At 34.5% G+C, this 25,500-nt stretch carries 39 protein-coding genes and 1 pseudogene; 33 read left to right on the top strand and 7 right to left on the bottom strand.

From position 1 onward, the window contains the following. Window positions 1–785 precede the first annotated feature (785 nt). Entirely contained in the window at window positions 786–1,766 is a 981-nt protein-coding gene (locus RVS70_RS09210) for a hypothetical protein (RefSeq protein WP_026680377.1), read from the top strand. Window positions 1,767–1,807: 41 nt separating this feature from the next. Here the strand turns inward: RVS70_RS09210 and RVS70_RS09215 are convergent, their stop codons facing one another. Both RVS70_RS09215 and RVS70_RS09220 read right to left on the bottom strand, forming a co-directional pair. Next, on the bottom strand, window positions 1,808–2,008 hold the full coding sequence (locus RVS70_RS09215; RefSeq protein WP_026680378.1) for a YdiK family protein: 201 nt from the start codon (window positions 2,006–2,008) through the stop codon (window positions 1,808–1,810). A 41-nt stretch (window positions 2,009–2,049) separates the two neighbouring features. Further along, window positions 2,050–2,757: a CPBP family intramembrane glutamic endopeptidase gene (locus RVS70_RS09220; protein ID WP_166531011.1), complete on the bottom strand. Its 708-nt coding sequence runs from the start codon at window positions 2,755–2,757 to the stop codon at window positions 2,050–2,052. A gap of 719 nt (window positions 2,758–3,476) precedes the next feature. On the opposite strand from RVS70_RS09220, the gene groES reads away from it, so the two are divergent. Both groES and groL read left to right on the top strand, forming a co-directional pair. After that, window positions 3,477–3,758: a co-chaperone GroES gene (gene groES / locus RVS70_RS09225; RefSeq protein ID WP_026680380.1), complete on the top strand. Its 282-nt coding sequence runs from the start codon at window positions 3,477–3,479 to the stop codon at window positions 3,756–3,758. A gap of 49 nt (window positions 3,759–3,807) precedes the next feature. Beyond that, entirely contained in the window at window positions 3,808–5,448 is a 1,641-nt protein-coding gene (gene groL / locus RVS70_RS09230; RefSeq protein WP_026680381.1) for a chaperonin GroEL, read from the top strand. Between the two features lie 90 nt (window positions 5,449–5,538). On the opposite strand, the gene RVS70_RS09235 is transcribed toward groL, so the two are convergent. From RVS70_RS09235 to RVS70_RS09245, 3 genes are read right to left on the bottom strand one after another with little or no spacing between them, the layout of a single operon-like run. After that, window positions 5,539–6,741 (bottom strand): site-specific integrase, encoded by a 1,203-nt coding sequence (locus RVS70_RS09235; RefSeq protein ID WP_321132956.1) that lies wholly within the window; start codon window positions 6,739–6,741, stop codon window positions 5,539–5,541. Continuing rightward, window positions 6,741–6,914, bottom strand: coding sequence for a hypothetical protein (locus tag RVS70_RS09240; protein WP_321132958.1), 174 nt, complete (start codon window positions 6,912–6,914; stop codon window positions 6,741–6,743). The genes RVS70_RS09235 and RVS70_RS09240 overlap by 1 nt, the downstream gene beginning before the upstream one ends. Then, window positions 6,889–7,377 carry an ImmA/IrrE family metallo-endopeptidase gene (locus RVS70_RS09245; protein WP_321132960.1) on the bottom strand — a complete coding sequence of 163 codons (489 nt, stop codon included), beginning with the start codon at window positions 7,375–7,377 and terminating at the stop codon, window positions 6,889–6,891. The genes RVS70_RS09240 and RVS70_RS09245 overlap by 26 nt, the downstream gene beginning before the upstream one ends. A gap of 186 nt (window positions 7,378–7,563) precedes the next feature. Here RVS70_RS09245 and RVS70_RS09250 point away from each other — a divergent pair, with 186 nt between their 5' ends. After that, window positions 7,564–8,283 carry a hypothetical protein gene (locus RVS70_RS09250; RefSeq protein ID WP_321132962.1) on the top strand — a complete coding sequence of 240 codons (720 nt, stop codon included), beginning with the start codon at window positions 7,564–7,566 and terminating at the stop codon, window positions 8,281–8,283. Here RVS70_RS09250 and RVS70_RS09255 read toward each other — a convergent pair whose 3' ends face one another. Continuing rightward, window positions 8,284–8,970 carry a hypothetical protein gene (locus RVS70_RS09255; RefSeq protein ID WP_321132963.1) on the bottom strand — a complete coding sequence of 229 codons (687 nt, stop codon included), beginning with the start codon at window positions 8,968–8,970 and terminating at the stop codon, window positions 8,284–8,286. An 81-nt stretch (window positions 8,971–9,051) separates the two neighbouring features. Further along, window positions 9,052–9,408, bottom strand: coding sequence for a helix-turn-helix transcriptional regulator (locus RVS70_RS09260; protein ID WP_321132964.1), 357 nt, complete (start codon window positions 9,406–9,408; stop codon window positions 9,052–9,054). 156 nt (window positions 9,409–9,564) lie between these two features. On the opposite strand from RVS70_RS09260, the gene RVS70_RS09265 reads away from it, so the two are divergent. The 29 genes and pseudogenes from RVS70_RS09265 to RVS70_RS09405 all read left to right on the top strand — a co-directional run bounded on the left by RVS70_RS09265 (window position 9,565) and on the right by RVS70_RS09405 (window position 25,495). Then, window positions 9,565–9,813, top strand: a complete 249-nt coding sequence (locus RVS70_RS09265; RefSeq protein WP_321132966.1) for a helix-turn-helix transcriptional regulator — start codon at window positions 9,565–9,567, stop codon at window positions 9,811–9,813. A gap of 11 nt (window positions 9,814–9,824) precedes the next feature. Next, window positions 9,825–10,586, top strand: a complete 762-nt coding sequence (locus RVS70_RS09270; protein ID WP_321132968.1) for a BRO family protein — start codon at window positions 9,825–9,827, stop codon at window positions 10,584–10,586. Then, window positions 10,579–10,866 (top strand): hypothetical protein, encoded by a 288-nt coding sequence (locus tag RVS70_RS09275; RefSeq protein ID WP_321132969.1) that lies wholly within the window; start codon window positions 10,579–10,581, stop codon window positions 10,864–10,866. Before RVS70_RS09270 ends, RVS70_RS09275 begins: the two co-directional genes overlap by 8 nt. Then, complete coding sequence (locus tag RVS70_RS09280; protein WP_321132971.1) at window positions 10,867–11,175, top strand: DNA-binding protein; 309 nt, start codon at window positions 10,867–10,869, stop codon at window positions 11,173–11,175. It begins immediately after the preceding gene. Window positions 11,176–11,282: 107 nt separating this feature from the next. Next, complete coding sequence (locus RVS70_RS09285; protein ID WP_321132972.1) at window positions 11,283–11,561, top strand: helix-turn-helix transcriptional regulator; 279 nt, start codon at window positions 11,283–11,285, stop codon at window positions 11,559–11,561. Between the two features lie 85 nt (window positions 11,562–11,646). Then, the gene (locus RVS70_RS09290; RefSeq protein ID WP_321132973.1) at window positions 11,647–11,925 is read left to right on the top strand and encodes a hypothetical protein; all 279 of its coding nucleotides are present in this window, start codon (window positions 11,647–11,649) and stop codon (window positions 11,923–11,925) included. Window positions 11,926–12,011: 86 nt separating this feature from the next. After that, on the top strand, window positions 12,012–12,185 hold the full coding sequence (locus RVS70_RS09295) for a hypothetical protein (protein ID WP_205388739.1): 174 nt from the start codon (window positions 12,012–12,014) through the stop codon (window positions 12,183–12,185). Then, window positions 12,182–12,397 carry a hypothetical protein gene (locus RVS70_RS09300; protein WP_121605420.1) on the top strand — a complete coding sequence of 72 codons (216 nt, stop codon included), beginning with the start codon at window positions 12,182–12,184 and terminating at the stop codon, window positions 12,395–12,397. Before RVS70_RS09295 ends, RVS70_RS09300 begins: the two co-directional genes overlap by 4 nt. Before the next feature lie 107 nt (window positions 12,398–12,504). Next, window positions 12,505–13,437 (top strand): lambda-exonuclease family protein, encoded by a 933-nt coding sequence (locus RVS70_RS09305; RefSeq protein ID WP_321132975.1) that lies wholly within the window; start codon window positions 12,505–12,507, stop codon window positions 13,435–13,437. Between the two features lies 1 nt (window position 13,438). Then, a complete protein-coding gene (locus RVS70_RS09310; protein WP_321132976.1) occupies window positions 13,439–13,930 on the top strand; it encodes a hypothetical protein in 492 nt (163 codons plus the stop codon). A 45-nt stretch (window positions 13,931–13,975) separates the two neighbouring features. Beyond that, window positions 13,976–14,782, top strand: a complete 807-nt coding sequence (locus RVS70_RS09315; protein WP_321132977.1) for a recombinase RecT — start codon at window positions 13,976–13,978, stop codon at window positions 14,780–14,782. 169 nt (window positions 14,783–14,951) lie between these two features. After that, window positions 14,952–15,776, top strand: a complete 825-nt coding sequence (locus tag RVS70_RS09320; protein ID WP_321132979.1) for a phage replisome organizer N-terminal domain-containing protein — start codon at window positions 14,952–14,954, stop codon at window positions 15,774–15,776. 9 nt (window positions 15,777–15,785) lie between these two features. Then, complete coding sequence (locus RVS70_RS09325; RefSeq protein WP_321132981.1) at window positions 15,786–16,577, top strand: ATP-binding protein; 792 nt, start codon at window positions 15,786–15,788, stop codon at window positions 16,575–16,577. Next, window positions 16,577–16,744 carry a DUF6011 domain-containing protein gene (locus RVS70_RS09330; RefSeq protein ID WP_321132983.1) on the top strand — a complete coding sequence of 56 codons (168 nt, stop codon included), beginning with the start codon at window positions 16,577–16,579 and terminating at the stop codon, window positions 16,742–16,744. The genes RVS70_RS09325 and RVS70_RS09330 overlap by 1 nt, the downstream gene beginning before the upstream one ends. Then, on the top strand, window positions 16,741–17,022 hold the full coding sequence (locus RVS70_RS09335) for a hypothetical protein (protein ID WP_321132985.1): 282 nt from the start codon (window positions 16,741–16,743) through the stop codon (window positions 17,020–17,022). Before RVS70_RS09330 ends, RVS70_RS09335 begins: the two co-directional genes overlap by 4 nt. 153 nt (window positions 17,023–17,175) lie before the next feature. Then, entirely contained in the window at window positions 17,176–17,442 is a 267-nt protein-coding gene (locus tag RVS70_RS09340) for a hypothetical protein (RefSeq protein ID WP_321132987.1), read from the top strand. Beyond that, window positions 17,435–17,830: a hypothetical protein gene (locus tag RVS70_RS09345; protein ID WP_321132989.1), complete on the top strand. Its 396-nt coding sequence runs from the start codon at window positions 17,435–17,437 to the stop codon at window positions 17,828–17,830. Before RVS70_RS09340 ends, RVS70_RS09345 begins: the two co-directional genes overlap by 8 nt. Further along, window positions 17,827–18,042 carry a hypothetical protein gene (locus RVS70_RS09350; protein ID WP_321132990.1) on the top strand — a complete coding sequence of 72 codons (216 nt, stop codon included), beginning with the start codon at window positions 17,827–17,829 and terminating at the stop codon, window positions 18,040–18,042. Before RVS70_RS09345 ends, RVS70_RS09350 begins: the two co-directional genes overlap by 4 nt. 90 nt (window positions 18,043–18,132) lie before the next feature. Then, on the top strand, window positions 18,133–18,915 hold the full coding sequence (locus RVS70_RS09355; protein WP_321132991.1) for a site-specific DNA-methyltransferase: 783 nt from the start codon (window positions 18,133–18,135) through the stop codon (window positions 18,913–18,915). Window positions 18,916–18,930: 15 nt separating this feature from the next. Then, window positions 18,931–19,302 (top strand): RusA family crossover junction endodeoxyribonuclease, encoded by a 372-nt coding sequence (locus RVS70_RS09360; protein WP_321132992.1) that lies wholly within the window; start codon window positions 18,931–18,933, stop codon window positions 19,300–19,302. A gap of 114 nt (window positions 19,303–19,416) precedes the next feature. Next, complete coding sequence (locus tag RVS70_RS09365) at window positions 19,417–19,611, top strand: XtrA/YqaO family protein (protein ID WP_321132994.1); 195 nt, start codon at window positions 19,417–19,419, stop codon at window positions 19,609–19,611. Then, a complete protein-coding gene (locus tag RVS70_RS09370) occupies window positions 19,608–20,687 on the top strand; it encodes an MrcB family domain-containing protein (protein WP_321132996.1) in 1,080 nt (359 codons plus the stop codon). Before RVS70_RS09365 ends, RVS70_RS09370 begins: the two co-directional genes overlap by 4 nt. Window positions 20,688–20,813: 126 nt before the next feature. Then, window positions 20,814–21,482 (top strand): hypothetical protein, encoded by a 669-nt coding sequence (locus RVS70_RS09375; RefSeq protein WP_321132998.1) that lies wholly within the window; start codon window positions 20,814–20,816, stop codon window positions 21,480–21,482. 85 nt (window positions 21,483–21,567) lie between these two features. Then, window positions 21,568–21,696 (top strand): annotated as a pseudogene (locus tag RVS70_RS09380) (XtrA/YqaO family protein); the annotation flags it as partial. A gap of 12 nt (window positions 21,697–21,708) precedes the next feature. Then, window positions 21,709–22,428: a hypothetical protein gene (locus RVS70_RS09385; RefSeq protein ID WP_321133000.1), complete on the top strand. Its 720-nt coding sequence runs from the start codon at window positions 21,709–21,711 to the stop codon at window positions 22,426–22,428. A 127-nt stretch (window positions 22,429–22,555) separates the two neighbouring features. Continuing rightward, window positions 22,556–22,996, top strand: a complete 441-nt coding sequence (locus tag RVS70_RS09390; RefSeq protein ID WP_321133001.1) for a DNA-binding response regulator — start codon at window positions 22,556–22,558, stop codon at window positions 22,994–22,996. Window positions 22,997–23,291: 295 nt separating this feature from the next. Beyond that, window positions 23,292–23,741, top strand: a complete 450-nt coding sequence (locus tag RVS70_RS09395) for a hypothetical protein (RefSeq protein WP_321133003.1) — start codon at window positions 23,292–23,294, stop codon at window positions 23,739–23,741. Between the two features lie 60 nt (window positions 23,742–23,801). Further along, the gene (locus RVS70_RS09400) at window positions 23,802–24,245 is read left to right on the top strand and encodes a helix-turn-helix domain-containing protein (protein ID WP_321133005.1); all 444 of its coding nucleotides are present in this window, start codon (window positions 23,802–23,804) and stop codon (window positions 24,243–24,245) included. Then, the gene (locus RVS70_RS09405) at window positions 24,242–25,495 is read left to right on the top strand and encodes a terminase large subunit domain-containing protein (protein ID WP_321133007.1); all 1,254 of its coding nucleotides are present in this window, start codon (window positions 24,242–24,244) and stop codon (window positions 25,493–25,495) included. The genes RVS70_RS09400 and RVS70_RS09405 overlap by 4 nt, the downstream gene beginning before the upstream one ends. The last annotated feature ends 5 nt before the right edge of the window (window positions 25,496–25,500 follow it).

Below are 25,500 nucleotides of genomic sequence, written 5' to 3' on the forward strand. Positions count from 1 at the left end.
GCTGAAGGACAAACCCCACGGAAAGGGAAGTGGGCAGCCGGAGTGATTCCATAATAGCTACTAGAGGAAGCGTAAATCTGAGCATGTAGTGATAAGGACTGAGCGAATTTTGCTCAGTTTTTCTTATAGTTATAAAATTAGCCCATGTAGATATAAGCGTGTTGGGTCGGCGTCTAGTTACAGCGCCCAGAAACGAGGCGACTTCACGAATCGCCCTATGCTAAGTCAACATTGGCTCGCAAGCTCACCATGATTGCTTGCTCCAGTCGTACATTTCTATTTGAACCCACTCATGAGGACAACAATGTCTACTGGTCATTAATTATAATTGTTTTATCCTACCATATAACTAGCAGCAATACCCCACTTCAAGCAATAAAGAGAAACCAATATGGATAAGTCGGGGATCGATTGGCAGTAAATGTCCGATTGATTCAAAGACCTTTAGGTCATACTCTTGTGGTACCGTGGGGAACAAAATTCTCAGTAGATAGAAGTTTCACATGATCTGTAAGGTATTATTTTTTCTTTTTTACGGTGATTTTTAGAGTAATACCCAGAAACTAAACAGGTGTTATGACATATAAATTGCATTATTTTTCCAATTTATTGTATTTTTTTGCGTCTAATTTAGGAATATATTGGTAATACATTAATTTTATAGAACCTTTAGCCTGTATTTTCAGAATATTTTTTGGGTATAAAGACGTCTGTCTTTATACATATGCATGAGCTATGCTAAGTAGGGATTCTTACTTATTACATAAATCAGGAGGTAAAATTGTATGTTGAAGAAGGTGAAATCACTACTATTTATTTTTATATTTAGCCTTATATTCATAGTCGGATGTGGTGCTAAGGACAGTAGTGATAGTGAAAAAGTTGCCAAAGCTAGTGAAGAACCAAAAGCAGAAGCTACTATTCCAGAAGATGATACCTTAAAGGCAGTTCTAGAAGAAAATATTCAAACAATGATGGATAAGGATTTACAAGGCCATATGAAAACCATTCATCCTGAGTCCCCTGGTTATGATACAACAAAGGAGCTAATAAATAGCCTACAAGCATATACATTAGATATTACATTAACGGATGTACATGTAGAAGAAAAGTCAGCAGCTGAAGCAAGGTTAGCTTATACGCAGACGAATATGAAAGTGGAAGGCCCTGATTACCAAAACAATCAAACAACAGGTGTTCATATATTGAAGCCGGATAATGGGGAATGGAAAATCTATAGCAGTGAAATCGGCGAAACGGTTAATTTGGACGAGAATGGAGAAGTAATTGAGGCTGGGGAAGCAGAGCCTGTGATGGAAGGTAACTATGTAGAAGAAATTAGAAGTTTAGAGATGCCATTTAGTGAAGATAAATGGGAGCTTGGAAACTATGCAGAGGAATCAGGGGAGGCTATTGTTGAATTTTTAGTTTCTGGAGAAACCTTTGAGAATTATACTGAATTACTGACGCTTCATTATTATGAAGATGGAAAAGATTTGATCGGAGTTAAAAACTTCATTACAAACATGGAAGGTAACTTGAGTGATATGATTGATGGAGAGCTTCAATTTGAGCAAATGGATGTAACAAACGAAGAAGGGTTCTATGAATTTGCTATTACTAATGACTCACTGCAATATGATCAAGAGGAACTTGCCCGCGTGTTTGTGAAGGATTCCGATATGTTTGTTATCCGCTATACAACGATGGAACAAAAAATAAAACAAAAAGAAGCTTGGTTGGAGAAGTTAAAGGCGGTTAAATAAAAGCACCCATGAAAAAAGAAGGAAAGCAGCATAATACACTGCTATTCCTTCTTTTTATGTTTAAGGCGAAAATGTAAGGACATTAAACGAATACTAACGCCTATTTCAAGTGTAGCAAATATTGCTAATATAATTGTGGTCACATTCCAGATGGTATCATCTGCACTCAGAATGGCAATGTACGTAAAGAATACTCCCATAATAAAATAAATAATCGCCATGGTCTTCGGTGAAATCTTCATTTATAAAGCCTCCATAATAAATCCTTACTCAACATTTCGTATTAATGTAGCATGAAAATGGTTTGTAGTTCTTCTAACTGTCTTTCTAATTCCTCTGGGTCAATGTTATATTGTATAAGTACGACTAATGAGTTCATAGCCATATGAACAATAATTGGTACAATAATACGCTTTGTCTTTACATAAAGATACGCAAACACTAAGCCCATCGAACCGTATACAAGTATATGCTCAGGCTCACCATGAATAACCGCGAAAATGAGCGCGGATAAAAGTGCTGCAATGAAGAAGTTTGTCCGTAAATACAGTCGTCCGAAAATAATTTTACGGAAGATGATTTCTTCCAGGATTGGAGCGGCAAACATAGGAATTATCATAAACAGTGGTGACATACGAGTCACATCCATAATTGCCTGTGTGTTTTCCGAATCTTGTCCAATACCTAACAGCTTCACTTCAATTGATCCGGCGATTCCCTGTGCGAAATATGCCATGAATACACCGAGAATAGACCAAAGAATCACATTTCCAGTAGAAGCAGCATCTCGTTGATTTACTCCTTGTTTCATGTCTGGTTTCATTAATTGTAAGACAATAATTACTCCTGCTATAAAGCTAATCAGCGACCAGTAAACAAACGCGTCTATCTGATTAATCGGTAACATTGCATATAGAAGTGGGATAAAAATAACTCCTGAGAATTGTACAAGTACATATGTTATGATGACCCACCAATATCGTTTTGGCAAAATACAACGACTCCTTTATCTCTAAGTTAAGAATGTATCCATTTTTGTTTCTTCCAATTAGTTTATGTTTGCTGAAATAAATCTATTAACGATAAAATACATATACGTGATTTTTTAGACATCATGTAAAAGTGAGGTATCAGCAACATAAAAAGGTGTGTTAAGGTGATTCTATGTAAGCTATAGAACCGTATTTATTTATACTTCTCTTATTTTATCATAAAATGAAAAGCTACTTACAATAGAATGAATCATTGGCTTGGTATGACAAATTCATTATCTGTATGTTAATAAGGAAATAAAGTTGTTCTTTTTCGCCATAAGCATTGAAAGTGGGGGATCGACTGTCAGTAAACCCGATTGGCTCAAATGCTTTAGGTCATACCCTTGTGGTACTAACAAAGCGTGGGGGGTAATCAAAACTCCCATGAATTGAAGTTTCACTTTATTGTGTTCAAGGTAAAACATTATCAATGATAATACTTTTCTGTGCAGGCAGTAGACTCATTGAAGTAATTCTTTATGTTATAACAAAGGTTTTGGATATGTTGTGAAGGTAAAGACATACGAATTGATTCGAGTAAGAAAATTTTATAAAAAAATCTATTCTTCATACTTGCATTTTTAACAGGAATTATTTATCATATTAATTGGAATTAGCACTCGGTGATATAGAGTGCTAATAAATAAAATGACATGGAATTAAGGAGGCTTTCTTCATGATTAAACCACTAGGAGAACGCGTTGTTATCGAGCTTGTTGAACAAGAAGAGAAAACTGCAAGCGGTATCGTACTTCCAGACTCTGCAAAAGAAAAACCACAAGAAGGAAATGTGGTAGCTGTTGGTTCTGGAAAAATCGTAAATGGTGAAAAAGTTGCTCTAGAAGTTTCTGAAGGTGACCGCATTATCTTTTCAAAATTTGCTGGTACAGAAGTTAAATACGAAGGCAAAGAGTACTTAATTCTTCGTGAAGATGACATCTTAGCTGTCATAGGCTAATCTTAGATATACAGATACTTAATTAAAGAATTTAAGGAGGGCTTTATCAATGGCTAAAGAAATTAAATTCAGTGAAGACGCACGTCGCGCAATGCTTCGTGGTGTAGATACATTAGCAGACGCAGTTAAAGTAACATTAGGACCAAAAGGCCGTAATGTCGTTTTAGATAAAAAATTTGGTTCCCCATTAATTACAAATGATGGTGTAACCATTGCAAAAGAAATTGAACTAGAAGATCATTTCGAAAACATGGGTGCACAGCTTGTATCAGAAGTTGCATCTAAGACAAATGATGTTGCTGGTGACGGTACAACAACTGCAACTGTATTAGCTCAATCAATGATTCGTGAGGGACTTAAGAACGTTGCTTCAGGTGCTAACCCAGTTGGCGTTCGTCGTGGGATTGAGAAAGCAGTAGAGGTAGCAGTGAATGAACTTAAAACTATTTCAAATCCAATTGAAAGTAAAGAATCTATTGCCCAAGTAGCAGCCGTTTCATCTGGTGACAGTGAAGTTGGAAGCTTGATTTCTGAAGCAATGGAACGCGTTGGAAACGACGGTGTAATCACGATTGAAGAATCTAAAGGCTTTAACACGGAATTAGAAGTTGTTGAAGGTATGCAATTTGATCGTGGATATGCTTCTCCATACATGGTTACTGACCAAGATAAAATGGAAGCAATTCTTGAAGATCCATACATTCTTATTACAGATAAAAAGATTGGTAATATCCAAGAAGTACTACCTGTACTTGAGCAAGTTGTTCAGCAAAGCAAGCCACTATTAATGATCGCTGAAGATGTAGAGGGCGAAGCTCTTGCAACTTTAGTAGTTAACAAGCTTCGTGGTACGTTCAACGCTGTAGCTGTAAAAGCTCCTGGATTCGGTGATCGTCGTAAAGCAATGCTTGAAGATATTGCTACTCTAACAGGTGCAGAAGTAATTACAGAAGATCTTGGCTTAGATCTTAAGAGTGCAACAATTGAGCAATTAGGTCGTGCATCTAAAGTTGTTGTTACAAAAGAAAACACAACGATCGTAGAAGGATCTGGAAATCCTGAAGCAATTTCTTCTCGTGTAGCACAAATTCGTGCACAAGCTGAAGAAACTACTTCTGATTTCGATAAAGAAAAATTACAAGAACGCTTAGCTAAGCTAGCTGGCGGTGTAGCAGTAATTAAAGTCGGTGCTGCAACAGAAACAGAATTAAAAGAACGCAAGCTACGTATTGAAGATGCATTGAACTCTACACGTGCAGCAGTTGAAGAAGGTATTGTTGCTGGTGGAGGTACTGCACTAGTAAATATTTATAACAAAGTAAGCGAACTTAATCTTGAAGGTGACGAAGCAACTGGTGCAAACATTGTACGTCGTGCTATGGAAGAACCAGTACGTCAAATCGCACACAATGCAGGTCTAGAAGGCTCTATCATTGTAGAACGTCTAAAAGGTGAAAAAGTTGGCGTTGGTTACAATGCAGCAACTGGCGAATGGGTAAACATGGTTGAAGCAGGAATTGTTGACCCAACAAAAGTTACTCGTTCTGCACTACAAAACGCAGCATCTGTAGCAGCTATGTTCCTAACTACAGAAGCAGTAGTCGCTGACAAACCAGAAGAAGATGGCGGCGCTGCAGGCGGCGGAATGCCTGACATGGGCGGCATGGGTGGAATGGGCGGCATGATGTAGATCGCCTCCCATAAACGCTGATATAACAGGTTTTTGAAGTGTTTGCTTTGTGATATATGAAGAAAATCTCACAAAAACCTCACATGATTTTTAAAAATTAATTTTTTCAAGGATGTTTCCGTATAAATTTGAAATTTGTTCGGAAGCATCCTTTTTCATTTTATTTGTGACGTGTGTATAAATTCGCATCGTTGTTTCTATGTCCTCATGACCAACTTTTTTCATAACAGTAGCAATATCGATTTTCGCTTCAGCAGCCATACTAATATAGGTGTGTCTAAAAATATGTGGTGTAGCGTGTTTTTTGATTGATGTTTTATCTAAAATGCGATTCATACGGATAAGAATTGTTTTGGTCACAAAAGGATAACCATTCCCGCGACTAAAAACAAAGTCTTTATCGTGAAAATCCTCTATTAACGTTCGATACTGCATTTTGTGTTCATCATTTTCCCTAACAACCTTTTTCAACATATCCATTATAGGTTGTTCCATTTCTATGTCACGAATAGATCCATCTGTTTTTGGTGGTGTTAGTTCATATTCCTTCATATTATTTTTTTCGTTGTAAAGTGTTTTCGTGATCGAGATTATATTATCTTCAAAATTAAGGTCTGATTTTTGTAAAGCGCACAATTCACCTGATCGCATGCCCGAAAAGGCTAGTGTGTAGAATCGTTCTTTATCATATCTAAGCCCATAGTCGAGTACAGCAGCTAGAAATTTTTCTAATTCATCATGTTCAAGATACTTTTCTTCTATATTACTTTCTTTGATCTGTTCAACTGTTTTACGCTCTTTTGGAATAACAACATCAGTTGCAGGGTTATCTTTAATGAGGTTATTCCTTTTTGCGTATTTGAATATCATATTGCCAGTTGTATTAATCCCTTGCACCGTAGTTCTAGCCCGATCTTTAGAAATTACTCTAATCACTTCTTGATATACCGCGTGAGTAATTTTTTCAATAGGCATTTTTGCAATTTGTTCATTTAATACAGATACTTCCTGCTTTCTAATCCGCATTGTATTTTTCTTTTTACCAGTAAGTTCATATACTTCTAACCATTTTGTTGCAACTTCATCAAATGTCATTTTTCTAGTGTATTTTTTATCTACTTGCGTTTCCTCTAAAGAGCGGATCTCTTGAAGAACCTTGTTTTTTGCTTCTTTTTGCGTTTTTCCGCGTCTTGTAATCTGATTTCTCTTTCCGGTAGCTGGATTTCTTGGACCATCTGCAACACATTCCCATCTAGTTTGGCCAGATTTTAAAGTTACCTTTTTTAGTTTCATCATTTACCCCTCCTAGTTTTGTTTATTAATTCTTTTGGCATATCTACATATTCAATGACATTTCCAGTTAATTCACCTTTTTCATCCTTCCATATGCCCTCATATACAGGTATACTTAATATTTCCTCAGCCTTCTTTTGTCTCCTCTTAGCTTCCAACGATATAATGTTCATGATATCCCTCCATAAAATAAAATTTACTACGATACATTTCTAATCTTCTGCAAGCAAAGTCATATTCGACGTTAAATAGCCTCATCACATCATATACTGTATAGTTGTATAGCTTGTCTAACATAAAAGTAGGTACGCATAAATGATAGCTGAAATTATTTGCTTGCCACTCTTGTAATTGCATAAATGGTAATGGTAGATTTTCTTGCCTTCCAGCATGCCAAAAAATATGACATAACTCATGTGTGAAATCTTGCCATTGTTGTTCCTTTGTATCGGTTTCATTTAAAAAAACAATGTACTTTCCTCTATAATGATTAGATTCACTTCCATATTCCCAATAGTGAACTGGAATGTTAATAGCTTTAGAAATAGTATTAACCGTTAGTTCGTATGGGTTGTTAATTTGATGTAACAACAATAACTTTTTTATATATTCTTCTGTATGTGAGTAAACCAGCATTGGATCTCCCCTTTTATAGAACGTACGTTCTATAAATTATAAAAGAATAATTGGAATTTGTACATAGAAATAGAATGTTTGTTCTGATATAATAGATCTATAGAAAAAATATTAGTATTGATGCTCTAGTAAATACGCTGTACAATATCAATAATAAACATTAAAGTAGAAGGGCTGGTGCCTATTATGAAGAAAACGATTTTTCTTGCTATTGGATGGATTCTAGTAGTTTTATTTGTTCTAATAATTGTGATTCAGAATCCAACACCGTTTTTTGTTAATGGCACCATAATATTAGGATGGCTACTTTTTATGCTTCAACTAACTTGGACTCATTCAGAGTATTTCTATATGGTAATAAAAAAGGTTTGGTTTACAATAAAAAATCCCGATTGTATTTGGAAAATGCAAGTAGAATACAGTGGAGACTTTGAAGAAGACATTGTGGAGAAAGTTGACAAAGTTTTCAATATGCAAAACCAAGAGTTAAAGCAGATAAATTTAAGTAGTTCAAGGAGATTATATAAAGTAGGTACTTTATCGTTTGAACTTGTTGTTGAAAATAATAAAAAAATAAGGTTACAACTGGAAGATTTGGAAATTTCTTATCGTAGATCCAAAAAGATTATTGATGAAGAGCTAAGCGTATTACTTGAGCAACTTTCTAGGTCTATAAAAGAAGATCATTGTGAATATTACTTCAATATAAACTTTAAAGAATTTAATCCATATTATGGCTTTTTTATTAGAAGGTTAAATTCAAAAGATATTAACACCTTTAGTATAAAGTTTAATATTGAAAATGATAAAGTCACCATAAATAAAAAGTCAATTGATGTACACACTACAAGTCTTCAAAAACTTAATTCATTTTCCAAGACTTATCTATCTTTATCCCCACGATAACTATACGTGGGGATTAATAAATTTATCATAAATTTCGTAAACTATATCAATTTCTTCTTCAATAGTCGGAAAAGTTTCATATAAAACTATAGACCCTTTTTTAGAAATCGTTACGAAGTGTTCTTCTTTCGTTTTCTGACTAATGTATTTCATTTGTATAGAAGATACGTCTCCCTCTGAAGCTGCCTCTATATACTCTTCACTTTTATGTACATTTGGTCCAAAGAAGCCAGCTGTCTTTAGATGAGCACGTTTTAAATCAGCAATCCAAGCTCCTGCAACTTCAGTAATATGAGGTATCATTTTCCTAAAATCGATATTAACTGGTCCCATTTCATAATTCTTGGTTAAATTTAGTTTGTGAATAAAATCTAAAGATATTTCAGTCTTTGCTTGAATAAAAGCTAAATTAATATTTTCATTATAATAAGTATAAAAATCGATAGGCTCGAAGTAATGAGTGAATGATTTATTAAACACTCTTCCAGATTTATTATGAACAAAGTCATGGTGACACCTATATTGATCAAATTCCATATGATAATCTCTATTAATTAACTTAATAGTAATTTCAGATTCTCCTTCAAAATCTTCATTCTGCTCAAACAAATCTTTTTGAATTGGTATCATGTAATCTCTTTTGTTAAATCTTGTAACATCACACATTAAAAATGATTTAGCCCCCATTTTAAATCCCCCTAATGAAAAAAAGCAGCACGAAATAAACAATTCATGCTGTTACTCTTATAGTTGTAATTGGTTAAATTATTAGTCTTCTTTGTCTTTAAATGCTTCCCAAATCTTTTTTAACCGTTTAAGATCTTCCTCTTTATTTTTTGGAAGTTCTCTATACCATCTTTCTAATGACGGATTGTTGCGGAAAGCTTCGAATGCTTCTTCTTCAGTCATATGCGGTTGGTCGCTATGACCTAATAAGTAGTCTGTGGTGACATTGTATAGTTTAGCTAGATTTCTTATTATATCTGGGTCTGGATTTCTAGTACCGTTTTCATAGCCAGATAATGTATTACTTCTGACACCTATTTTATCTGCAACGAATTTTTGAAGATATCCGTTCTTTTCTCTTAACTCTTTAAGTCTCTTAGCAAGAATCTTATCATTCATATACAACAACCTTTCTTGCATGCATTATATCGCAAATCATGAATTATTAATTAAAAAATCGCAAAAAGTGATAAAAAAAGTTGACTATCTCATTTTGCGATGTTATATTAGGATTAATACATCACGAAATGCGATTTTTTGAAGGGGGTGAATCTCTTGAAAGACACCGAGATCATTACTAGAAACTTAAAAAAAATGAGAGAAAAAAGGGGGCTTAAACAAAAATTTATTGCGGAACAACTAGGTATATCACCTAATTATTACTCTCAAATTGAAAACGGTCATCGCCAACTGCAGATTGAACACATTTTAAAATTGCGCTCTATTTTTGATGTTAGTTTAGATGAAATTTTTTTTAATAATGAAATCGCGATTTGCGAAAATAAACAAAAACAAGCCATATAGGAGGTAATCAAATGAATCAACTTACAAAAATGTTCGAAGGTCAACAATTAAGAATTATTGAGCAAAATAACGAACCTTGGTTTGTTGCAAAAGATGTATGCAACATTTTAGAAATTAAAAACCCTACTGATGCATTAAAAAGACTAGACGAAGATGAGCGGTCTAGATTCAATCTAGGTCGTCAAGGGTACGCAAATGCAGTCAATGAGTTCGGGCTTTATAGCTTGGTTTTAGGAAGTCGCAAAGAAGAAGCAAAGCAATTCAAGCGTTGGATAACACATGAAGTTATTCCTTCCATCAGAAAACATGGTGCATATGCAACACCTCAAACAATCGAAAATATTATAAGTGATCCAGAATTCGGTATTCAACTTCTAACTAATTTGAAAGAAGAACAAGAAAAGCGAATTGCTGCAGAAGAAACTATTCAAAAACAGAAACCACTTGTCACTTTTGCCGAAACATGTATGACATCTGAGAAAAGCTTGTTAGTTAGAGAACTAGCAAAATTGTGTACCAAACAAGGAATTGCAACCGGTGAAAAGAGACTTTGGCAAACACTTAGAGATTGGAAACTAGTTTTCAAAAATAAAAATGAACCTTATCAAGAATATGTTGACCGTGGTTATTTTGAGATTTCTCAAGGTGTAAAAGAAACTCAAAAAGGAGCTTTTACTTGGTTAACAATGCGAGTGAAACCAAAAGGGCAAGCATACATTATCAACCGTTTAAAAAAAGAAAGCGGAGAGATTGAGAATGCGGTAAATGGCTAGCAGAGAGTTTATAACAAGAAAGCTTAACCACTTAATAAAGAACTATGACAGCTTGAATGAACAAGAACAATCTCAGGCAATGCAGTTCGTCCTAAAGCTGAACAATCAATATTTTCGAGAATATTGCGAAATGATAGACCGCATGAATGATATTTGTGACAAGTTGACAGATCGAAACAATCGTTTAACCGAAGATGTAGAGTTCTACCAATCTTTTATCAACGACAACAACCTCAATAGTAGATATGCATTTTACTGCAAACAAAAAGGAGTGATCTAAATGCCAGTAACAACATTTTCAGATGAAGAAATTCAATCATTCGTAAATGAAATCAAAAAGCAATTAGTTCCCATTTTATTGCAAGAATTAGAGCAAAAACAATTACCTCCGTTGCTCACTAGAAAACAATTCATGGAAATCGTAGATATAGGATCTACTAAGTGTAATGAGTTGTTTAATAGAGAGGATTTCCCAGTCAATAGAGAGTTAGGTCACCCGAGGGTAGTGACAAAGTTGTTCTTTGACTGGGTGAATGAAACTACTAATGCAGCGGAGGTTGGTCTTAAATATCCTTACAAAATCATTTAAACAATACCGAGTGGGGGTCGGTAATTACATCATAACGTATTTATTGAAGCATTACTGTGCAACCCCTGCAATTGTGCGAATCCTGCACATTGAAGGAGGTGAAAATGATGGAATATGGAGCGCGATTTCGGAAGATGAGAAAGCGAGCTGGTTTGTCGCAAGAAGATTTGTCGGAAGCAATGCACATGTCTAGGAGCAATGTATCAAGGCTAGAAAGTAATAAGCTTAAGATTTCATTCGATGATGCAATCAAATGGGCGCAAGCAACGAACTCTCAGGACATGCTTATTGCATTGGTTTGCAACATAGATATAGCGAGCGCCGCCCAAATGATAGCTGATACTTTCCAAACGGCAGGAACGATTCTGTTAGGAGGTCTTATATGAAGGAAGCAAAGGATTGTTATGTAGCTATATACGGATTAATCATATTGTTCTTTATCATTATTCATTATTTTTAGGGAGGGGTTCTATGAATCTAGAAAAACACTTTCTGCCAGATGATATTAAACGAGCAAGTGAGGAGTACTGGTGCGTCATGGATTTGCTAAGCATGATTATGAAATTAACTAATGAAGGAAATATCGCAAAAGCCAAGCATCTTTCTACTGATCTAACTAAGTCGTTGCATGCATTAGAGCGCATGAGTAGCAAGAAATATAACCAAGAAAAATTTAGTGAATTGCTATTAGAATTATCGCAACGAGGCGTTGACGTAGAAATAGTTAGGATGCATTTAAATGAGCGATAAACAAATAGATTGGTTTTATAACTGTCTAGGAATCGTGATGTTAATTGTTTGGTTTTTCTTACTTATCAACTATTAGGAGGTAAAACATGCGAGCAATAATAAGTTTTGAAGGTAAGCAATGTCCAGTGAAAGGTATCCGGTGGAATGAAGATGGAAGCATTGCACATTTAAGCTTTTATGATAAAAATGGAGAATTCCGGACTATTTTTAAAGAGGATTACGATCTTAAAAACATGGTCACGTGGGAGGAAGTAGAGTGAATCACCCAGCTGTCGAAAGAACATTGCGTACAGGCTATCCAGCAATGAACTATCGCACAAATGAATATTGCGTGGACATGCTTGGCAAAACAGTATGTACTGGCGACGACATTCTAGTCTATGAAGATTCATTTTTCTTAGTTGAAGCACTGACTGAACAATCAAAAGAAATACTTGAATTACTAGGTGCAACTTATGAAGAAGCGCAATAAAAAAGAACCCATTGCAGTGGGCTCAATAAAAAATGATCGGTGAAAATCATTAAATTATGACTTTATTATACTTCACCGATCCAATTAGGACAAGGGAGGAATAAATAATGGCTAAGAACACAATAGAAATGAGCCATCAGGAATGGCTTCAAGAAAGAACAAAGGGGATTGGTGGAAGCGATGCTTCTATCATTCTTGGATTAAACAAATACCGCACACCATTTGAATTATGGCTAGAGAAAACTGGTCAAACCAATATAGAAGATACCGCTGGAGAAGCTGCTTATTTCGGAAATCTACTAGAAGATATGGTCGCAAAAGAATTTGAAGTTAGATCAGGCAAAAAGGTACGCAGAAATAACTTTATGCTACAGCATCCACAACACTCTTTCATCATGGCAAACATTGATAGAAAGGTAGTTGGTGAAAATGCGCTACTGGAGTGTAAAACAGCAAGCATGTTCCTTGCTAAAGATTGGGATAGTGAAGAAATTCCAGAAGCTTACTTGGTACAAGTTCAACATTATTTAGGGGTTACTGGTTATGAAAAAGCGTATATTGCTGTATTAATCGGTGGTCAAAAGTTCGTCTGGAAAGAAATTGAACGTGACGATGAATTAATTCAAATGATCTTCGATGCAGAGGTTCACTTCTGGAATCATCATGTGTTAGGTAATAATCCACCAGCGTTAGACGGTTCTAGCGCAGCAGAAAGGTTTTTGAAAGAACGATACGCTGAATCGGATCCAGACAAGGTTATTGATCTTTCATTTAGCTATAAAGAAAAGCTGGACAACTTACTGGAATTAAAACAGAACATTAAACAACTTCAGGAACTAGCTAAACAAACCGAGAACCAAATTAAAAATGAGCTCCAGGATGCAGAGACGGGATTCGTTAAAAACTATCAAGTGAATTGGAAGCCTGTGAAGCAAAACAGGGTCGATAGCAAGCTTTTAAAGAGTAAATATCCTGATGTATATAACTCGGTTTTAAAGACCACTACAAACCGCAGACTTAATGTAAAGGAGATTGGTTAATATGCCAAATTGGGCAGAGGGAGTATTAAAAATAAGAGGTACAAGAAAAGATATAAGAAGCTTTTTAACAGGAGCATTAGAACCGATTCCTGATGTTAGTCAACAAATCGCTTCGTTTATGGGAAGGAAGTTCGAACAACCTGAAGTTGAAATCCATGAAGATGAATGGGACTTTAACATGAAGTCACCAAATGGACTTTATATCAAGGGAACTAGAAGGGCGTTTATTGAAAGTGATATTGTTTGGGATTTTGGTGATAGACATGAGGAGATATTGATAATCGATTCGTTCAAACAAGCATGGGGAGTAGATACTGAACCTTTTGCTATATTATCCAAACAATATGGAATAGATATAAAGATTTATGTATTTGAAAGAGGGATGGAATTTAATCAAGATATTGAGATTCGTAAAGGTAAAATCCTCAAGGATAACGAAATTAAGTTCGGCGATTATGAATGGGAATGTTTAATGCCTAACTTAGGCGGATGAACCTAGCTCTATCCAATAGATTAAATTTATAGGAGGAAATGAACAATGGCTACAAATTCAAGTGTTAAGAATCAAATTGCTAATAAAAATCAAGGGAACAACTCGGTAAATCCTAATAGTTTAGGGCTTAAACAGCTACTAGCTACACCAACTATGAAAAAGAAATTTGAAGATGTACTAGACTCAAAAGCTCCACAGTTTATGTCATCACTATTAAACCTATATTCAAACGATTCTTATTTGCAAAAAGCAGAACCAATGTCCGTTGTTACAAGTGCGCTAGTTGCAGCAACATTAGACCTTCCAATTGATAAAAACCTAGGTTATGCGTGGGTCGTTCCATACAGTGGTAAAGCGCAGTTCCAAATGGGATATAAAGGTTTCATTCAATTAGCTCTCAGAACAGGGCAGTATCGCAATATTAATGTCATTGAAGTGTATGAAGGGGAATTACAATCCTTTAATCGACTAACAGAAGAAATAGAATTGGATTTTGAAAAGAAACTATCAGATAAGGTCATTGGTTATACAGGTTTTTTTGAACTACTAAATGGATTCCGTAAAACAGTCTACTGGTCAAAAGAAGACATCGAAAAGCACAAAAAACGGTTCAGCAAATCAGACTTCGGCTGGAAAAAAGATTGGGATGCTATGGCTAAGAAAACAGTCATCCGTAACTTATTAAACAAATGGGGTATTTTGTCCATCGACATGCAAAAGGGTATGTCTGCTGATGGAAGAGATGCTAAAGAAATCAATGTTTCAGAGGATGGAGAAATTATTGATATTGAAGTAAATGAAGTTGATGATCAGAACGAAACAGAAATCAATTTTGATGAAAATGCACAATAAATCCAATGTACGTCTCCCAGAACATCTCTGGGAGACTGCACAAGACCAAGAAGAATTAAAACAACTGATATTGCAGTATATGGAGCGTTATGAGGGTTATACCGTTTTAAAAGTTAAAGGCAGATTCGCTATTTGTCAGATTAATAGGTAAGTAGGGAGAGATTCATTAATGAGTGATGTGAAGTGGATAAAGCTAAGTACAAATATGTTTGAGGACGAAAAGATCAGGCTTATTGAACAGATGCCAGAAGCTGACACCATCCTCATTATTTGGGTCAAGCTTCTATCACAAGCAGGAAAAACAAATGCAAGTGGTTATATCTATTTAAACGAGAATATACCATACACAGATGAAATGCTTGCAACGATATTTAATAGGCCGATTGGAACTGTAAGACTTGCTCTAGAAACTTTTAAGAGTTTCGGGATGATTGAAATTGACGAAAATTCATTTATTAGCATTTCAAACTGGGAGAAACATCAAAATATAGCTGGTATGGAAAGAGTTAAAAAACTTAATGCAGAGCGTAATAGAAGGTATAGAGAACGGAAAAAACAACAGAAATTAGAGCACCAAAATAATGATGACGTTAGCGTGACGTCACGTGACGGTACAGAAGAAGATAGAGAAGAAGAATTAGAAAGAGATATAGATAAAGAAAGAGAAAAAGAACAACAACAAGAAAAAGAAGTAGCTGCCATATCCCAGTTTTGGGATGATAACGGATTTGGTTTCAATAACATGCAAGGGAAAAAACAGTTGTTGTCGTGGTTAGATGATTCTTCTTTCAAAAATCCTAGTGTAATGATACTGAAAGCTCTAGAAATAGCTTGCTCTGTTAATAAACGGAGATTGAATTACGTGGAAGGTATATTAAGAAACTGGCAGAACGAATCATTGTTAACGGTTGAAGAAGTAGAGCAAAGAGATAAAAGTCGTAACAATAAACAACCTGTGCTTGCAGGTTACGATCCAAACAAAGACCGATTCTAGGAGGTAATCATGGAATCTATTAAAAGCTTTATGAAAACCATAGAAGAAGTTGGAGAGGAAGAATGCCAAGATTGCGGTAATGTTTATAAGTTATATCAGACACCAAGAGGTATAACAGGTGCTTGTAAACCATGTGAAGATGCAAAGTTTAAAAAGGAAATGAATCTTCCTACTGTTGAAGAATATCGAACTAGCAAAGAGATTAATTTTATTCATAGCTTTGAACGAGTAACGAGTGATTTAAGAAAAGCAACGGTTAATTCATACAAACCAAACCAAGACGAAACGACACAGAAAATCGCTAAACAAACTGCAATTGATTTTATTACTGGTTTTGATGGATTGAAGTCATTAGTTTTTAGTGGCTCCCCAGGATTAGGGAAAAGCCATCTAGCTTATGCAATTGCTAAAGCAATTAGAAATAAGGGTTATAAGGTTTTATATATCAAGTCAACGGATCTATTAGAGCGCATTCGAGGAACGTATAGCGAACACTCCAATGTAACCGAAGAACGGATATTCAAAATGATCAATGATCTGGATTTATTGGTTTTAGATGACATTGGATCGGAATATGTGAAATCAAACGAATTTGGTTACGAATCATGGGCATCCGATGTGCTGTATAAAGTCTTTGATATGAGATTAGAGAAAGCAACAGTATGTACTACTAACTACTCAGAGAGCGAACTGGAAGCCAAGTATGGAAATAACGGTCCTAGAATTATTGATCGAATGATGGATTTGGCAGCTCCAATCAGATTAGAAGGCGAAAGCTACAGAAGAAAGGAGCGTTTCTAGTGCAACACACAGAATGCGCCACTTGTGGCAGAAAGCTAAAGGATAAAAAGAGCATTGAGCGTGGCTATGGCCCTGTCTGTTATGAAAAGCACCTGAAGGCTGTTGCGGATAAATATAAAAAGAATCAATTGACGATATATGATTTTTTAGAGGAGGAAGCTGTGTGAAAATCTTGAAAGAGCAAACTATATACCAATGCGAGTACTGCGGTAAACGGCTGTTAAGCAAGAACGGAGCAAAGATTCATGAGGAACAATATTGCAACGATTCTCCAATAGTTAAGGCAGAACGCATTAAAATAGTTAAATCTTGTAATCATGAAATGGAAACAGCTTGGGATTATATACTCGGAGAAGCTGTAATGGAACCTGATTACGATTATTGCATTAAGTGTGGTGTAACTGAGATAGAAATAAGAGAAATAGAAGGTGAATCCCATGTGTAAAACCTGCAACAACACAGGAGGAATCGCATATCGGACAAGCTGGGGCATTGAATTTAAACCCTGCCCAGATAGTCACTGTGACTTCGTTAGCGATGATAGCGGTATAGAAAAACTTCAAGCTTGGCTGGATAGCTTGGATAGGAGTAAGACGGCATGAACACCGCAAGCGAATCAAATATTCCTCTACTTCCTAAGGGTGTGAAATATAAATTTATCTTGGAAGATTTGGAACTAGCTTTTTCCGAAAAACAATTAAAAAACATCGTGAGCCAATGGGAATACGGTAGAAGCATTGAAGATATTGCAGAAATCAACTCCAGGAATCCACATGAAATATTCTTAGCTCTGTATGATCAAGCACGAAAAGAAAATATAAAACGTCCGTTTGCTTATCGGATTGGGAGGTCTAGGGATGGATAACAGAAAGCTGGATCGGTTGATTGCAGTAAACAAAATCATTCATGAAATTGCTAATCGAGGACGTAGATTCTTTTATGACCAACGTAGAAATAGATACGCCCAAATGGTAATTGAAAAGCATAAAGTGTTTTTCATTGATGACTACACAGGAGAAAGAGTCTACGCTTATAACACAGGATTAAATGATCATAGAGGTTTCTCTCATGGAGGAACTATGTGGGGATTGATCAATGATTTTAGAGAATTTATAGTAACTGGTAATCAAACGAACGGAAACAATGGCTACGGTGGCTTGTATTGTCCTCATTGGGGTTATCCAGAGGAAGACATGAAATCTATAAGGGCAGTTGCTAAAGAGGTCGGATTTTTGAAAGGAGTAGAGGAATGATACAAGTCACGAAAGCTGTTGACATCTATACTTGCCAGTCTTGTTACAAGAATAAAAAAGACAACAATGTTGATGTATATATGATCTCTATTGGTTTGGATGAAAAGTCAACTACAAGTTTCAAACTATGTAAATCTTGTTTTGACGATGCAGGCAGAAAAGTAAGGGCAATCGATGTCCAAGATAAATCACCTCATGCTGGGTGGTTTTGATTAAAAAAAGAGACTTCTGAGCGAGTCTCTAATAAAATAGAACAAACGTTCCTTTCTTAAGCATATTATCACACTGAGAGGGGAAAAGAAATGACACTAAAAATGAACACACTTTATAACAGTGACTGCATTAAAGGAATGAAGAAGATCGAGGATAGTTCGATTGATATGATCTTGTGTGATCTTCCCTATGGTACAACAAACTGTAGATGGGATGAAATCATTCCATTTGATCAACTGTGGAAGCAGTACAAACGAATTATTAAAGATAACGGAGCAATCGTATTAACTGCTAGTCAACCTTTTACTACTAAACTAATTTCGAGTAATATGAGCTGGTTTAGATATGAATGGATCTGGAAGAAGGGAAGACACACGACTGGTTTTCAGAATGCTAAACGTATGCCATTGAAAAATCACGAGAACATTTGTGTGTTTTATAGAAAGCTTCCTACTTATCATCCGCAAGGGATTATACCTTTAGTGAAGGTAAGAAAATCAAAAAGGAAAAGAACTGGCGGCATATTTAGGGAAAATGATAAAAGTTTGATGAAAGAATATACCACCACTCATACAAATTATCCAAGATCAATTTTAGATTATTCTCGTGATAGTAAAACATTCCACCCAACACAGAAGCCATTAACCTTGTTTGAGTACCTAATTAAGACCTACACGAATAAAGGAGATCTAGTATTAGATAACTGTATGGGTTCTTGTACTACAGCATTAGCTGCAGATAATACAGGGCGTAACTGGATTGGATTCGAACTAGACAAAGATTACTGTAATAAAGGAATAGAGCGAATTAATGTGAATAGAGAACAATTAGGTTTACCGCAAACTTTAATGCATGTAATAAATGATTATTAGAAGGAGGGTATGAGAATGATTCAACTAACCATACCAGGTAAGCCGGTACCAGCTGTAAGGATGACACAAAAGAGTATGTACAAGAACAAATATGCACAGCGTTATCTGGCTTATAAAAAACAGGTTGGATGGATTGCTAAGCAGCACATGAAGGATAAGCCCATTGAAGGGCATGTAGGCGTTAAATTAACTCATTATATACATGGCAATAGAGCTGATATAGATAATCTGTTCAAAGGCGTTACTGATGCTCTCAATAAGATCGTATACAAGGATGATCGGCAAGTTAAACAGATGGAATCAAGAATCATTCCATGTGAAAAGGAAGAACAACGGACCGAGATTGTAATTTATGCATTAGATCGGCTGGGGAATATAGCAAATTAAAACAAATCTGCCGACCTTGAGCGTTTCTATATTAGATTAGTAGTTTTATAGTTACGAATGAAAGAAACGCTCAGATTGGCTCTAAATTAATAATATCGAGTGGGGGCGAAACATATGAGATTAAAGAATATTCCATTCAAAGAAGGAAAGCTCAATGTCGATATAGAAAATGAGAGTAAGCCTTTTGTTGTCGTATATTGTCAAGGAGAGGCGAAAATAACGTATTTACCTGACCATGGTGAGACAAAGGTTATTACGCATCAAGGGAGGGTTAAAAGGGTTAAATTTGATGAGGGGGAAGAGTTTTGAATGATAAATTAAATTTTATAATAGATAACTATCAAAATTTCTATGAAAATCAAAAAAACGGAGAAGACAAGAGTTTAGATAAAGAGATGAAAGAAATTATTAAGTATAAATTACCAAATGATATAGTTAATTTAATGAATCTAGATAAGTTTTCATATATGGTGGAAGGTTCCTACGGTATGGGAAACTATACTGAAACTCCTTGGGTCTCAATTTTTCATAGATCTATAACTGAAACAGCACAAAAAGGATTTTATATTGTTATTATATTTAGAAAAGATATGTCAGGTTTTTATGTATCTTTGAATCAAGGTACTACTTATTTAACTAAAAGATTTAAAGGGAATCCGAGGGACAAGATGAGAGAGGTGGCTAGCAAGTTACGAGAAGAATTAGACATTCCTCATAATGAATTAACAGCTATAGACATAGATTTAATTTCAAAAACAACTAATGCAAAGAATTATGAAGCAGCAAATATTTGCGCTAAATACTTTAGTTATAAAAATATGAATGACAGTAAATTAATAACCACTTTATCCATATTAATGGATTTATTAAATAATATAAAAGAATTGGTAGGTAGAAATAGTATAGATGATTTTGTGGATGAATTATTAATAAAGGAAGAGATTGATGATTTAAAATATCAAGAAGATATTTTATTATCAAAGGCGGCTAATACAAGTGAGAGTCCACAAAAGAGACCTAATCTTAAATCTTACAGCAGAGAATCTTGGAATAGGGATTCGTCAATCGCAAAAGAGGCTATTATAAATGCAAAATTTCTATGTGAAGTTGATAAAACACATCACACTTTTAAATCTTTATTATCCAAAGAAAATTACGTGGAAGCTCATCATTTAATACCAATTAATAAACAGAAAGATTTTAAATACAGTGTTGATGTTCCAGGAAACATAATTGCACTTTGCCCAAATTGTCATAGAGCTATTCATTATGCTGAAAAGACATTCAGAAATAAACTATTGAAAAGTTTATATAGTCAAAGAAAGGAAACTTTAAAGAAGTTTGGTTTAGATATTACCTTAGAAGAACTAATTAATTATTACTAATTTTGGGAGAAAATAAGTAAAAAGGTAGTTGGTATTAGTTATAGTTTGGCTACAATTTTTCATTAAATATGTGTATAGTTTTTAATTTAAACAAGAATAAAATTAAAAGATTAGGTGAAATCTTATATGAATAAAAAAATGGTAATTATTTTATTGATAATATACTCTCTTTTGTTAACTTTATACCTAACTAGTTACAATGAATTTATTTTAGAATTTATCGGGTTTTTAACCGTATTAATTTTTTTTACAATACTTCTAGTCTTGGGGTTAAAATATAATGATAAAGATATGAAAAATGAAAAACCAACTAAAAATCGAACACTATATGGATGGACGGATAACTTAGAGGGGGCACATAATTTAGCTAATTATCTTCTGAAAGATATAAAAACTAGTAGTATCATAGAAAATTTAGAAGTTATTAAGAAAAAATTAGAAAATTATTGTGGTAATGATTTAGAAAAAATAAGGCTTTTAAAAGCTTATTTTGATGCGGCTGCTACCAATAATTATAAATCATTATACTATAAGACGATATTAACTATATTTATAGGTATAGTTATTACTTCTTTACGAATGTTAGGTAATACCAATATAGAATGGATACCTGTTATCTTTGAATTAAACCCAGTTTTACTATTCGTTATTGTTTTATATTCAATACTATTACTTATTGAATATATGAATATGGGTAAAAATAGGAATAACTTAATTTGTAATATACTAGAACAATTAATAGATGAAAAAGAAAATTCTATGACTAATGTTAAAAAAGTAAATGAATATAGGTAGCTTACCAGTTAACTGGGGACACTGAATTACAGCAATATGTTGCAGTTTGTTTTTCCTTTTTGTAATTACTGAGTAGAAGAATTTAAAATTAAATGTCGATATAGAAAATGAGAGTAAGCCTTTTGTTGTCGTATATTGTCAAGGAGAGGCGAAAATAACGTATTTACCTGACCATGGTGAGACAAAGGTTATTACGCATCAAGGGAGGTTTAAAGGGGAGATAGTTTTGAATAATAAGAGATATATGTATCTTTTCGCAAATATATATATGATATTAATAACAGTGCCATATATATTAGAAATGTATTTAGAAGATAAAAGGATAATAAATATTATTTTATTTACGGTATTATGTGTAGTTTCAATTAATTTATTAGTCTTTTTATCCTATTATTTATTAGAAAAAGCCTTCAATAAGTTAGAAAAAAGATCAAAAGAAAAGTATAATTTATATGATTGGTTGGGAAACCCTAAATCGCCTATTAATTTATATGGAAAGTTTTCAAAATGGAAAGGCTTTGACTCGAAGAATTTCAAAGAAAATTGTACTTATTTAAAAGACGAGATTAAAAAGCAAACAAAAACAGTTGAGGGATTAAAAGATTATAAAAAATATTTGGAAATAAAAAATAGTAGCCCTAGACTAACGACTTTGTTGAACTCTTCTCAAACTATTATTATAGCGGTCATCACTTCTTCCTTAATAACATTTTTGAACTTTACAGATAAAAAAACAAGCTCATTATTTTTAAGTTATTTTACGTTTATAATTTTTCTAATTGGCCTAGGTATAGTAATTAACTTTATGAGCAATGAAATAGAAAGAAATAAGTTGTTACTTGTTTTGGTAAATGAATGTATTAGTGAAGAGGAACGAAACAATAATTTAAAAGAGAGAGTTCAAAATGATGAATTGTTTGTAGTTTCACCTAATGATAATAATTAAGCTGATATTCCATATTTTGATATAGTTCTACCAGCTAAACTGGAGGACACTGAATTACAGCAATAAGCTGCCGTTCGGTGTTCTTTTTATTTTTTATAAGATAATAATTCATGAGGGGGGCTCGGATATGAATAAACAAGAAATTAAAAATGCATTAAAGGACTATAGTTGGATGGTCAAAGAAATAAAAAGACAACGAAAAATATTAGAAGATGCAGGGACAAGCTTAGTAGCCCAATCTGGTATTGAGTCTGCTATGCCTAAACCAGAGGGGAACACAAGTGATCCTGTTGCTCGTGAGGTTATTCGTAGGGATAAAAAATATACCTGGATTAATCGACTGGAAAAGAAGGTCTCATTCATTCAAGAAAGGATACCAGTAATTACCGATGAGAGAGAACTAGCGGTATTAGAGTGCTTATTAGATGGAATGAGTGTAAGAGCAATAAGTAATCATATGGGATTAACTACAAGACATATACAGCGAATTAGGAATAGTATTGTGTCGCGAATGTCTCAAATGTCCGATATGTCCGACTTGTTGCCAGAACAAAAACGCTGTGTGTAAACTGGAAGGGAGGTCGGTGAGGCAACAATCTCCCGTTCTAACACTATATATAGTCCGTTCAGGTTAGGTCATAATTACATGACATGAAATAATAATCCTGTCGGATTATACGCTTATTGATTTCCTGGGATCAGTGAGTGATCGGTTACGATATATTGTACTAGGATATGTAAATGGTTTGGGCATCCAAGTTTTGCGAGGGCTTGGGTGCTGTTTTTTCGTTGGAAGATTATTGTATAGACTTTTTTATTATAGATAATAATAATGTTTGAGCTTGTATTAAGGAGGGATTTAAATGTCAGATACTTGGCCAATACTTAAAGAATTACCATATAAGAAACTCTTAATTACAGGTAGTGGAGGTCCAGATAATAACCTTAGTGTATTTGGGAATATGTCCTTTGAATTAATGCTTTCAACAAAACAGGTAGTTCATGTTGAGCTTGAAAAAGATGATACTAATGCAGAAATATGCTTAATAGTTTATGATGAAAATTCTGATAAGATTATAGAGAAAGGGAACTATGTCACTCGAGATATGAAAGGGTTTGATATTGAAAATCCTACAGATGAATATAAATTTTATTATTTTACTTTTTGGAGTAAACCAGGATTTAGTGGTGGAACTCAATGGAAACAAGATAACTTAATTGTAAAACAAAATAAAATTTATACACTTCTATGCTCTGAAAATAGTTATTGGCAAGAAGAAGATTACAATGACTTAAAAGTAAGAATTTATTAATTAAAAATCTTTATCTTAAGGCATCTCACAGAGGTGTCTTTTATATAGGAGGTGAGGTCATTGGCGAGAGGTAAATACCAAGATTGGTTAACAGAAGAAGGATTATTAAAAATTGAAGGTTGGGCGCGTGATGGCCTCACTGATGAACAAATAGCAAAAAACATGGGCATAACACCAAAAACGTTATATAGATGGAGAGATAAATATAGTCAGATTTGTCAGTCCTTAAAAAAAGGAAAAGAAGTAATTGATATTCAAGTCGAGAACGCACTATTGAAACGGGCATTGGGCTATAAATATGATGAGGTTACTTATGAAGAAGGAGTCGAAGTTAAGCGTGTCACTAAAGAAGTACAACCAGACACCACAGCTCAAATATTTTGGCTTAAAAACAGAAAGCCAACTACATGGCGTGACAAACAAGATATTGAACATAGTGGCTCTATAAGCCTATCTGAAAAAGCAAAGGAAATTGATGATTATTTAAACGGTGATATGTCGTGACACCGAAGCAAAAGCAATATTTAAACTTGATAAAAACAGAGCCTGTAAAATTTGGGCACTGGACAGGATTTGAAGACTTAATTGACATTCATAACGAATGGATTAAGTCTTTTTTGTTTGTGAATGAAGACCAGACTTTATTGGCACATAGAGGTAGTTACAAAACAACCTGTTTGGCCATTGCAATAGCCTTTTTAATTGTTCTATTTCCAAATAAGAATATCATCTTTTTCCGCAAGACGGACTCAGATGTGATAGAGATCGTGCTGCAGGTGAAGAAGCTATTGCTTAGCGACTACTTTCAAAAGCTTGTTTTAGTTCTTTATGAAACAGAAATTCAGCTTCATAAAGAATCTAGCTTTGAGATTGATACCAATTTAAAAACTTCATCCCGAGGAACGTCACAACTACTAGGCAGTGGGATTAAAGCATCGATTACTGGTAAGCACGCAGATATCATTATCACAGACGATATTGTTAACGTTAAGGACCGTGTCAGTAAGGCCGAACGGGAATTTATCAAGCTGCAGTATCAGGAGCTCCAGAATATTAAAAACCGTGGTGGACGCTTTATTAATACGGGTACACCTTGGCATAAAGAAGATGCTATTTCCTCGATGCCTAATGTCACTCGATACGATTGCTTTAAGACAGGACTTATTGACAAATCGCAAATGCAGCATTTAAGGGATAGCATGTCACCATCACTATTTGCTGCTAACTATGAGTTAAAGCATATAGCAGATCAAGATGCTATGTTTACTAATCCGAAATATACGAGTGATACAGAGTTAATCTACAATGGGGTGGCTCATATTGATGCTGGGTATGGTGGTGGAGATGGTACAGCATTTACCATTATCAAGGCTCACGGTGATAGATTGATAGGGTTTGGTAAGCGATGGGATAAACATGTAGATGATTGTTTGAATAGCATTGTTGCTTATCATAAAGAGTTTAGAGCTGGAACGATTCATGTGGAGAAAAATGCTGATAAGGGGTACTTGGCCAAAGAATTAAATAAGCGTAAAGCCTTTGCCCAGGAGTATCATGAAAGCCAGAATAAGTTTATTAAAATTACCACTTATCTCCGTAAATATTGGTCTAGTATTGAATGGTTAGAGGATACAGATCCAGATTATATCAACGAAATACTAGATTACACGGAGAACGCAGAGCATGATGATTCTCCAGATAGCGCTGCAAGTTTACTAAGAAAAATAAAAGGCCAATCTGATTGGCTTGTTTAGAGAGG

This window comes from Virgibacillus sp. M23 (assembly GCF_034190895.1).
GTDB lineage: Bacteria > Bacillota > Bacilli > Bacillales > Amphibacillaceae > Virgibacillus > Virgibacillus salarius.

What these genes read in the sequence shown, in the direction of transcription:
- RVS70_RS09375 (WP_321132998.1), top strand. Translation starts at nt 20,814, where the DNA reads ATGAATAAAAAAATGGTAATTATTTTATTGATAATATACTCTCTTTTG.
- RVS70_RS09255 (WP_321132963.1), bottom strand. Translation starts at nt 8,970, where the DNA reads ATGGGGGCTAAATCATTTTTAATGTGTGATGTTACAAGATTTAACAAA.
- RVS70_RS09270 (WP_321132968.1), top strand. Translation starts at nt 9,825, where the DNA reads ATGAATCAACTTACAAAAATGTTCGAAGGTCAACAATTAAGAATTATT.
- groL (WP_026680381.1), top strand. Translation starts at nt 3,808, where the DNA reads ATGGCTAAAGAAATTAAATTCAGTGAAGACGCACGTCGCGCAATGCTT.
- RVS70_RS09250 (WP_321132962.1), top strand. Translation starts at nt 7,564, where the DNA reads ATGAAGAAAACGATTTTTCTTGCTATTGGATGGATTCTAGTAGTTTTA.
- RVS70_RS09260 (WP_321132964.1), bottom strand. Translation starts at nt 9,408, where the DNA reads ATGAATGATAAGATTCTTGCTAAGAGACTTAAAGAGTTAAGAGAAAAG.
- RVS70_RS09395 (WP_321133003.1), top strand. Translation starts at nt 23,292, where the DNA reads ATGTCAGATACTTGGCCAATACTTAAAGAATTACCATATAAGAAACTC.
- groES (WP_026680380.1), top strand. Translation starts at nt 3,477, where the DNA reads ATGATTAAACCACTAGGAGAACGCGTTGTTATCGAGCTTGTTGAACAA.
- RVS70_RS09295 (WP_205388739.1), top strand. Translation starts at nt 12,012, where the DNA reads ATGCGAGCAATAATAAGTTTTGAAGGTAAGCAATGTCCAGTGAAAGGT.
- RVS70_RS09235 (WP_321132956.1), bottom strand. Translation starts at nt 6,741, where the DNA reads ATGAAACTAAAAAAGGTAACTTTAAAATCTGGCCAAACTAGATGGGAA.
- RVS70_RS09345 (WP_321132989.1), top strand. Translation starts at nt 17,435, where the DNA reads ATGGATAACAGAAAGCTGGATCGGTTGATTGCAGTAAACAAAATCATT.
- RVS70_RS09290 (WP_321132973.1), top strand. Translation starts at nt 11,647, where the DNA reads ATGAATCTAGAAAAACACTTTCTGCCAGATGATATTAAACGAGCAAGT.
- RVS70_RS09320 (WP_321132979.1), top strand. Translation starts at nt 14,952, where the DNA reads ATGAGTGATGTGAAGTGGATAAAGCTAAGTACAAATATGTTTGAGGAC.
- RVS70_RS09325 (WP_321132981.1), top strand. Translation starts at nt 15,786, where the DNA reads ATGGAATCTATTAAAAGCTTTATGAAAACCATAGAAGAAGTTGGAGAG.
- RVS70_RS09280 (WP_321132971.1), top strand. Translation starts at nt 10,867, where the DNA reads ATGCCAGTAACAACATTTTCAGATGAAGAAATTCAATCATTCGTAAAT.
- RVS70_RS09215 (WP_026680378.1), bottom strand. Translation starts at nt 2,008, where the DNA reads ATGAAGATTTCACCGAAGACCATGGCGATTATTTATTTTATTATGGGA.
- RVS70_RS09390 (WP_321133001.1), top strand. Translation starts at nt 22,556, where the DNA reads ATGAATAAACAAGAAATTAAAAATGCATTAAAGGACTATAGTTGGATG.
- RVS70_RS09275 (WP_321132969.1), top strand. Translation starts at nt 10,579, where the DNA reads ATGGCTAGCAGAGAGTTTATAACAAGAAAGCTTAACCACTTAATAAAG.
- RVS70_RS09245 (WP_321132960.1), bottom strand. Translation starts at nt 7,377, where the DNA reads ATGCTGGTTTACTCACATACAGAAGAATATATAAAAAAGTTATTGTTG.
- RVS70_RS09240 (WP_321132958.1), bottom strand. Translation starts at nt 6,914, where the DNA reads ATGAACATTATATCGTTGGAAGCTAAGAGGAGACAAAAGAAGGCTGAG.
- RVS70_RS09350 (WP_321132990.1), top strand. Translation starts at nt 17,827, where the DNA reads ATGATACAAGTCACGAAAGCTGTTGACATCTATACTTGCCAGTCTTGT.
- RVS70_RS09285 (WP_321132972.1), top strand. Translation starts at nt 11,283, where the DNA reads ATGGAATATGGAGCGCGATTTCGGAAGATGAGAAAGCGAGCTGGTTTG.
- RVS70_RS09355 (WP_321132991.1), top strand. Translation starts at nt 18,133, where the DNA reads ATGACACTAAAAATGAACACACTTTATAACAGTGACTGCATTAAAGGA.
- RVS70_RS09315 (WP_321132977.1), top strand. Translation starts at nt 13,976, where the DNA reads ATGGCTACAAATTCAAGTGTTAAGAATCAAATTGCTAATAAAAATCAA.
- RVS70_RS09310 (WP_321132976.1), top strand. Translation starts at nt 13,439, where the DNA reads ATGCCAAATTGGGCAGAGGGAGTATTAAAAATAAGAGGTACAAGAAAA.
- RVS70_RS09360 (WP_321132992.1), top strand. Translation starts at nt 18,931, where the DNA reads ATGATTCAACTAACCATACCAGGTAAGCCGGTACCAGCTGTAAGGATG.
- RVS70_RS09365 (WP_321132994.1), top strand. Translation starts at nt 19,417, where the DNA reads ATGAGATTAAAGAATATTCCATTCAAAGAAGGAAAGCTCAATGTCGAT.
- RVS70_RS09210 (WP_026680377.1), top strand. Translation starts at nt 786, where the DNA reads ATGTTGAAGAAGGTGAAATCACTACTATTTATTTTTATATTTAGCCTT.
- RVS70_RS09305 (WP_321132975.1), top strand. Translation starts at nt 12,505, where the DNA reads ATGGCTAAGAACACAATAGAAATGAGCCATCAGGAATGGCTTCAAGAA.
- RVS70_RS09340 (WP_321132987.1), top strand. Translation starts at nt 17,176, where the DNA reads ATGAACACCGCAAGCGAATCAAATATTCCTCTACTTCCTAAGGGTGTG.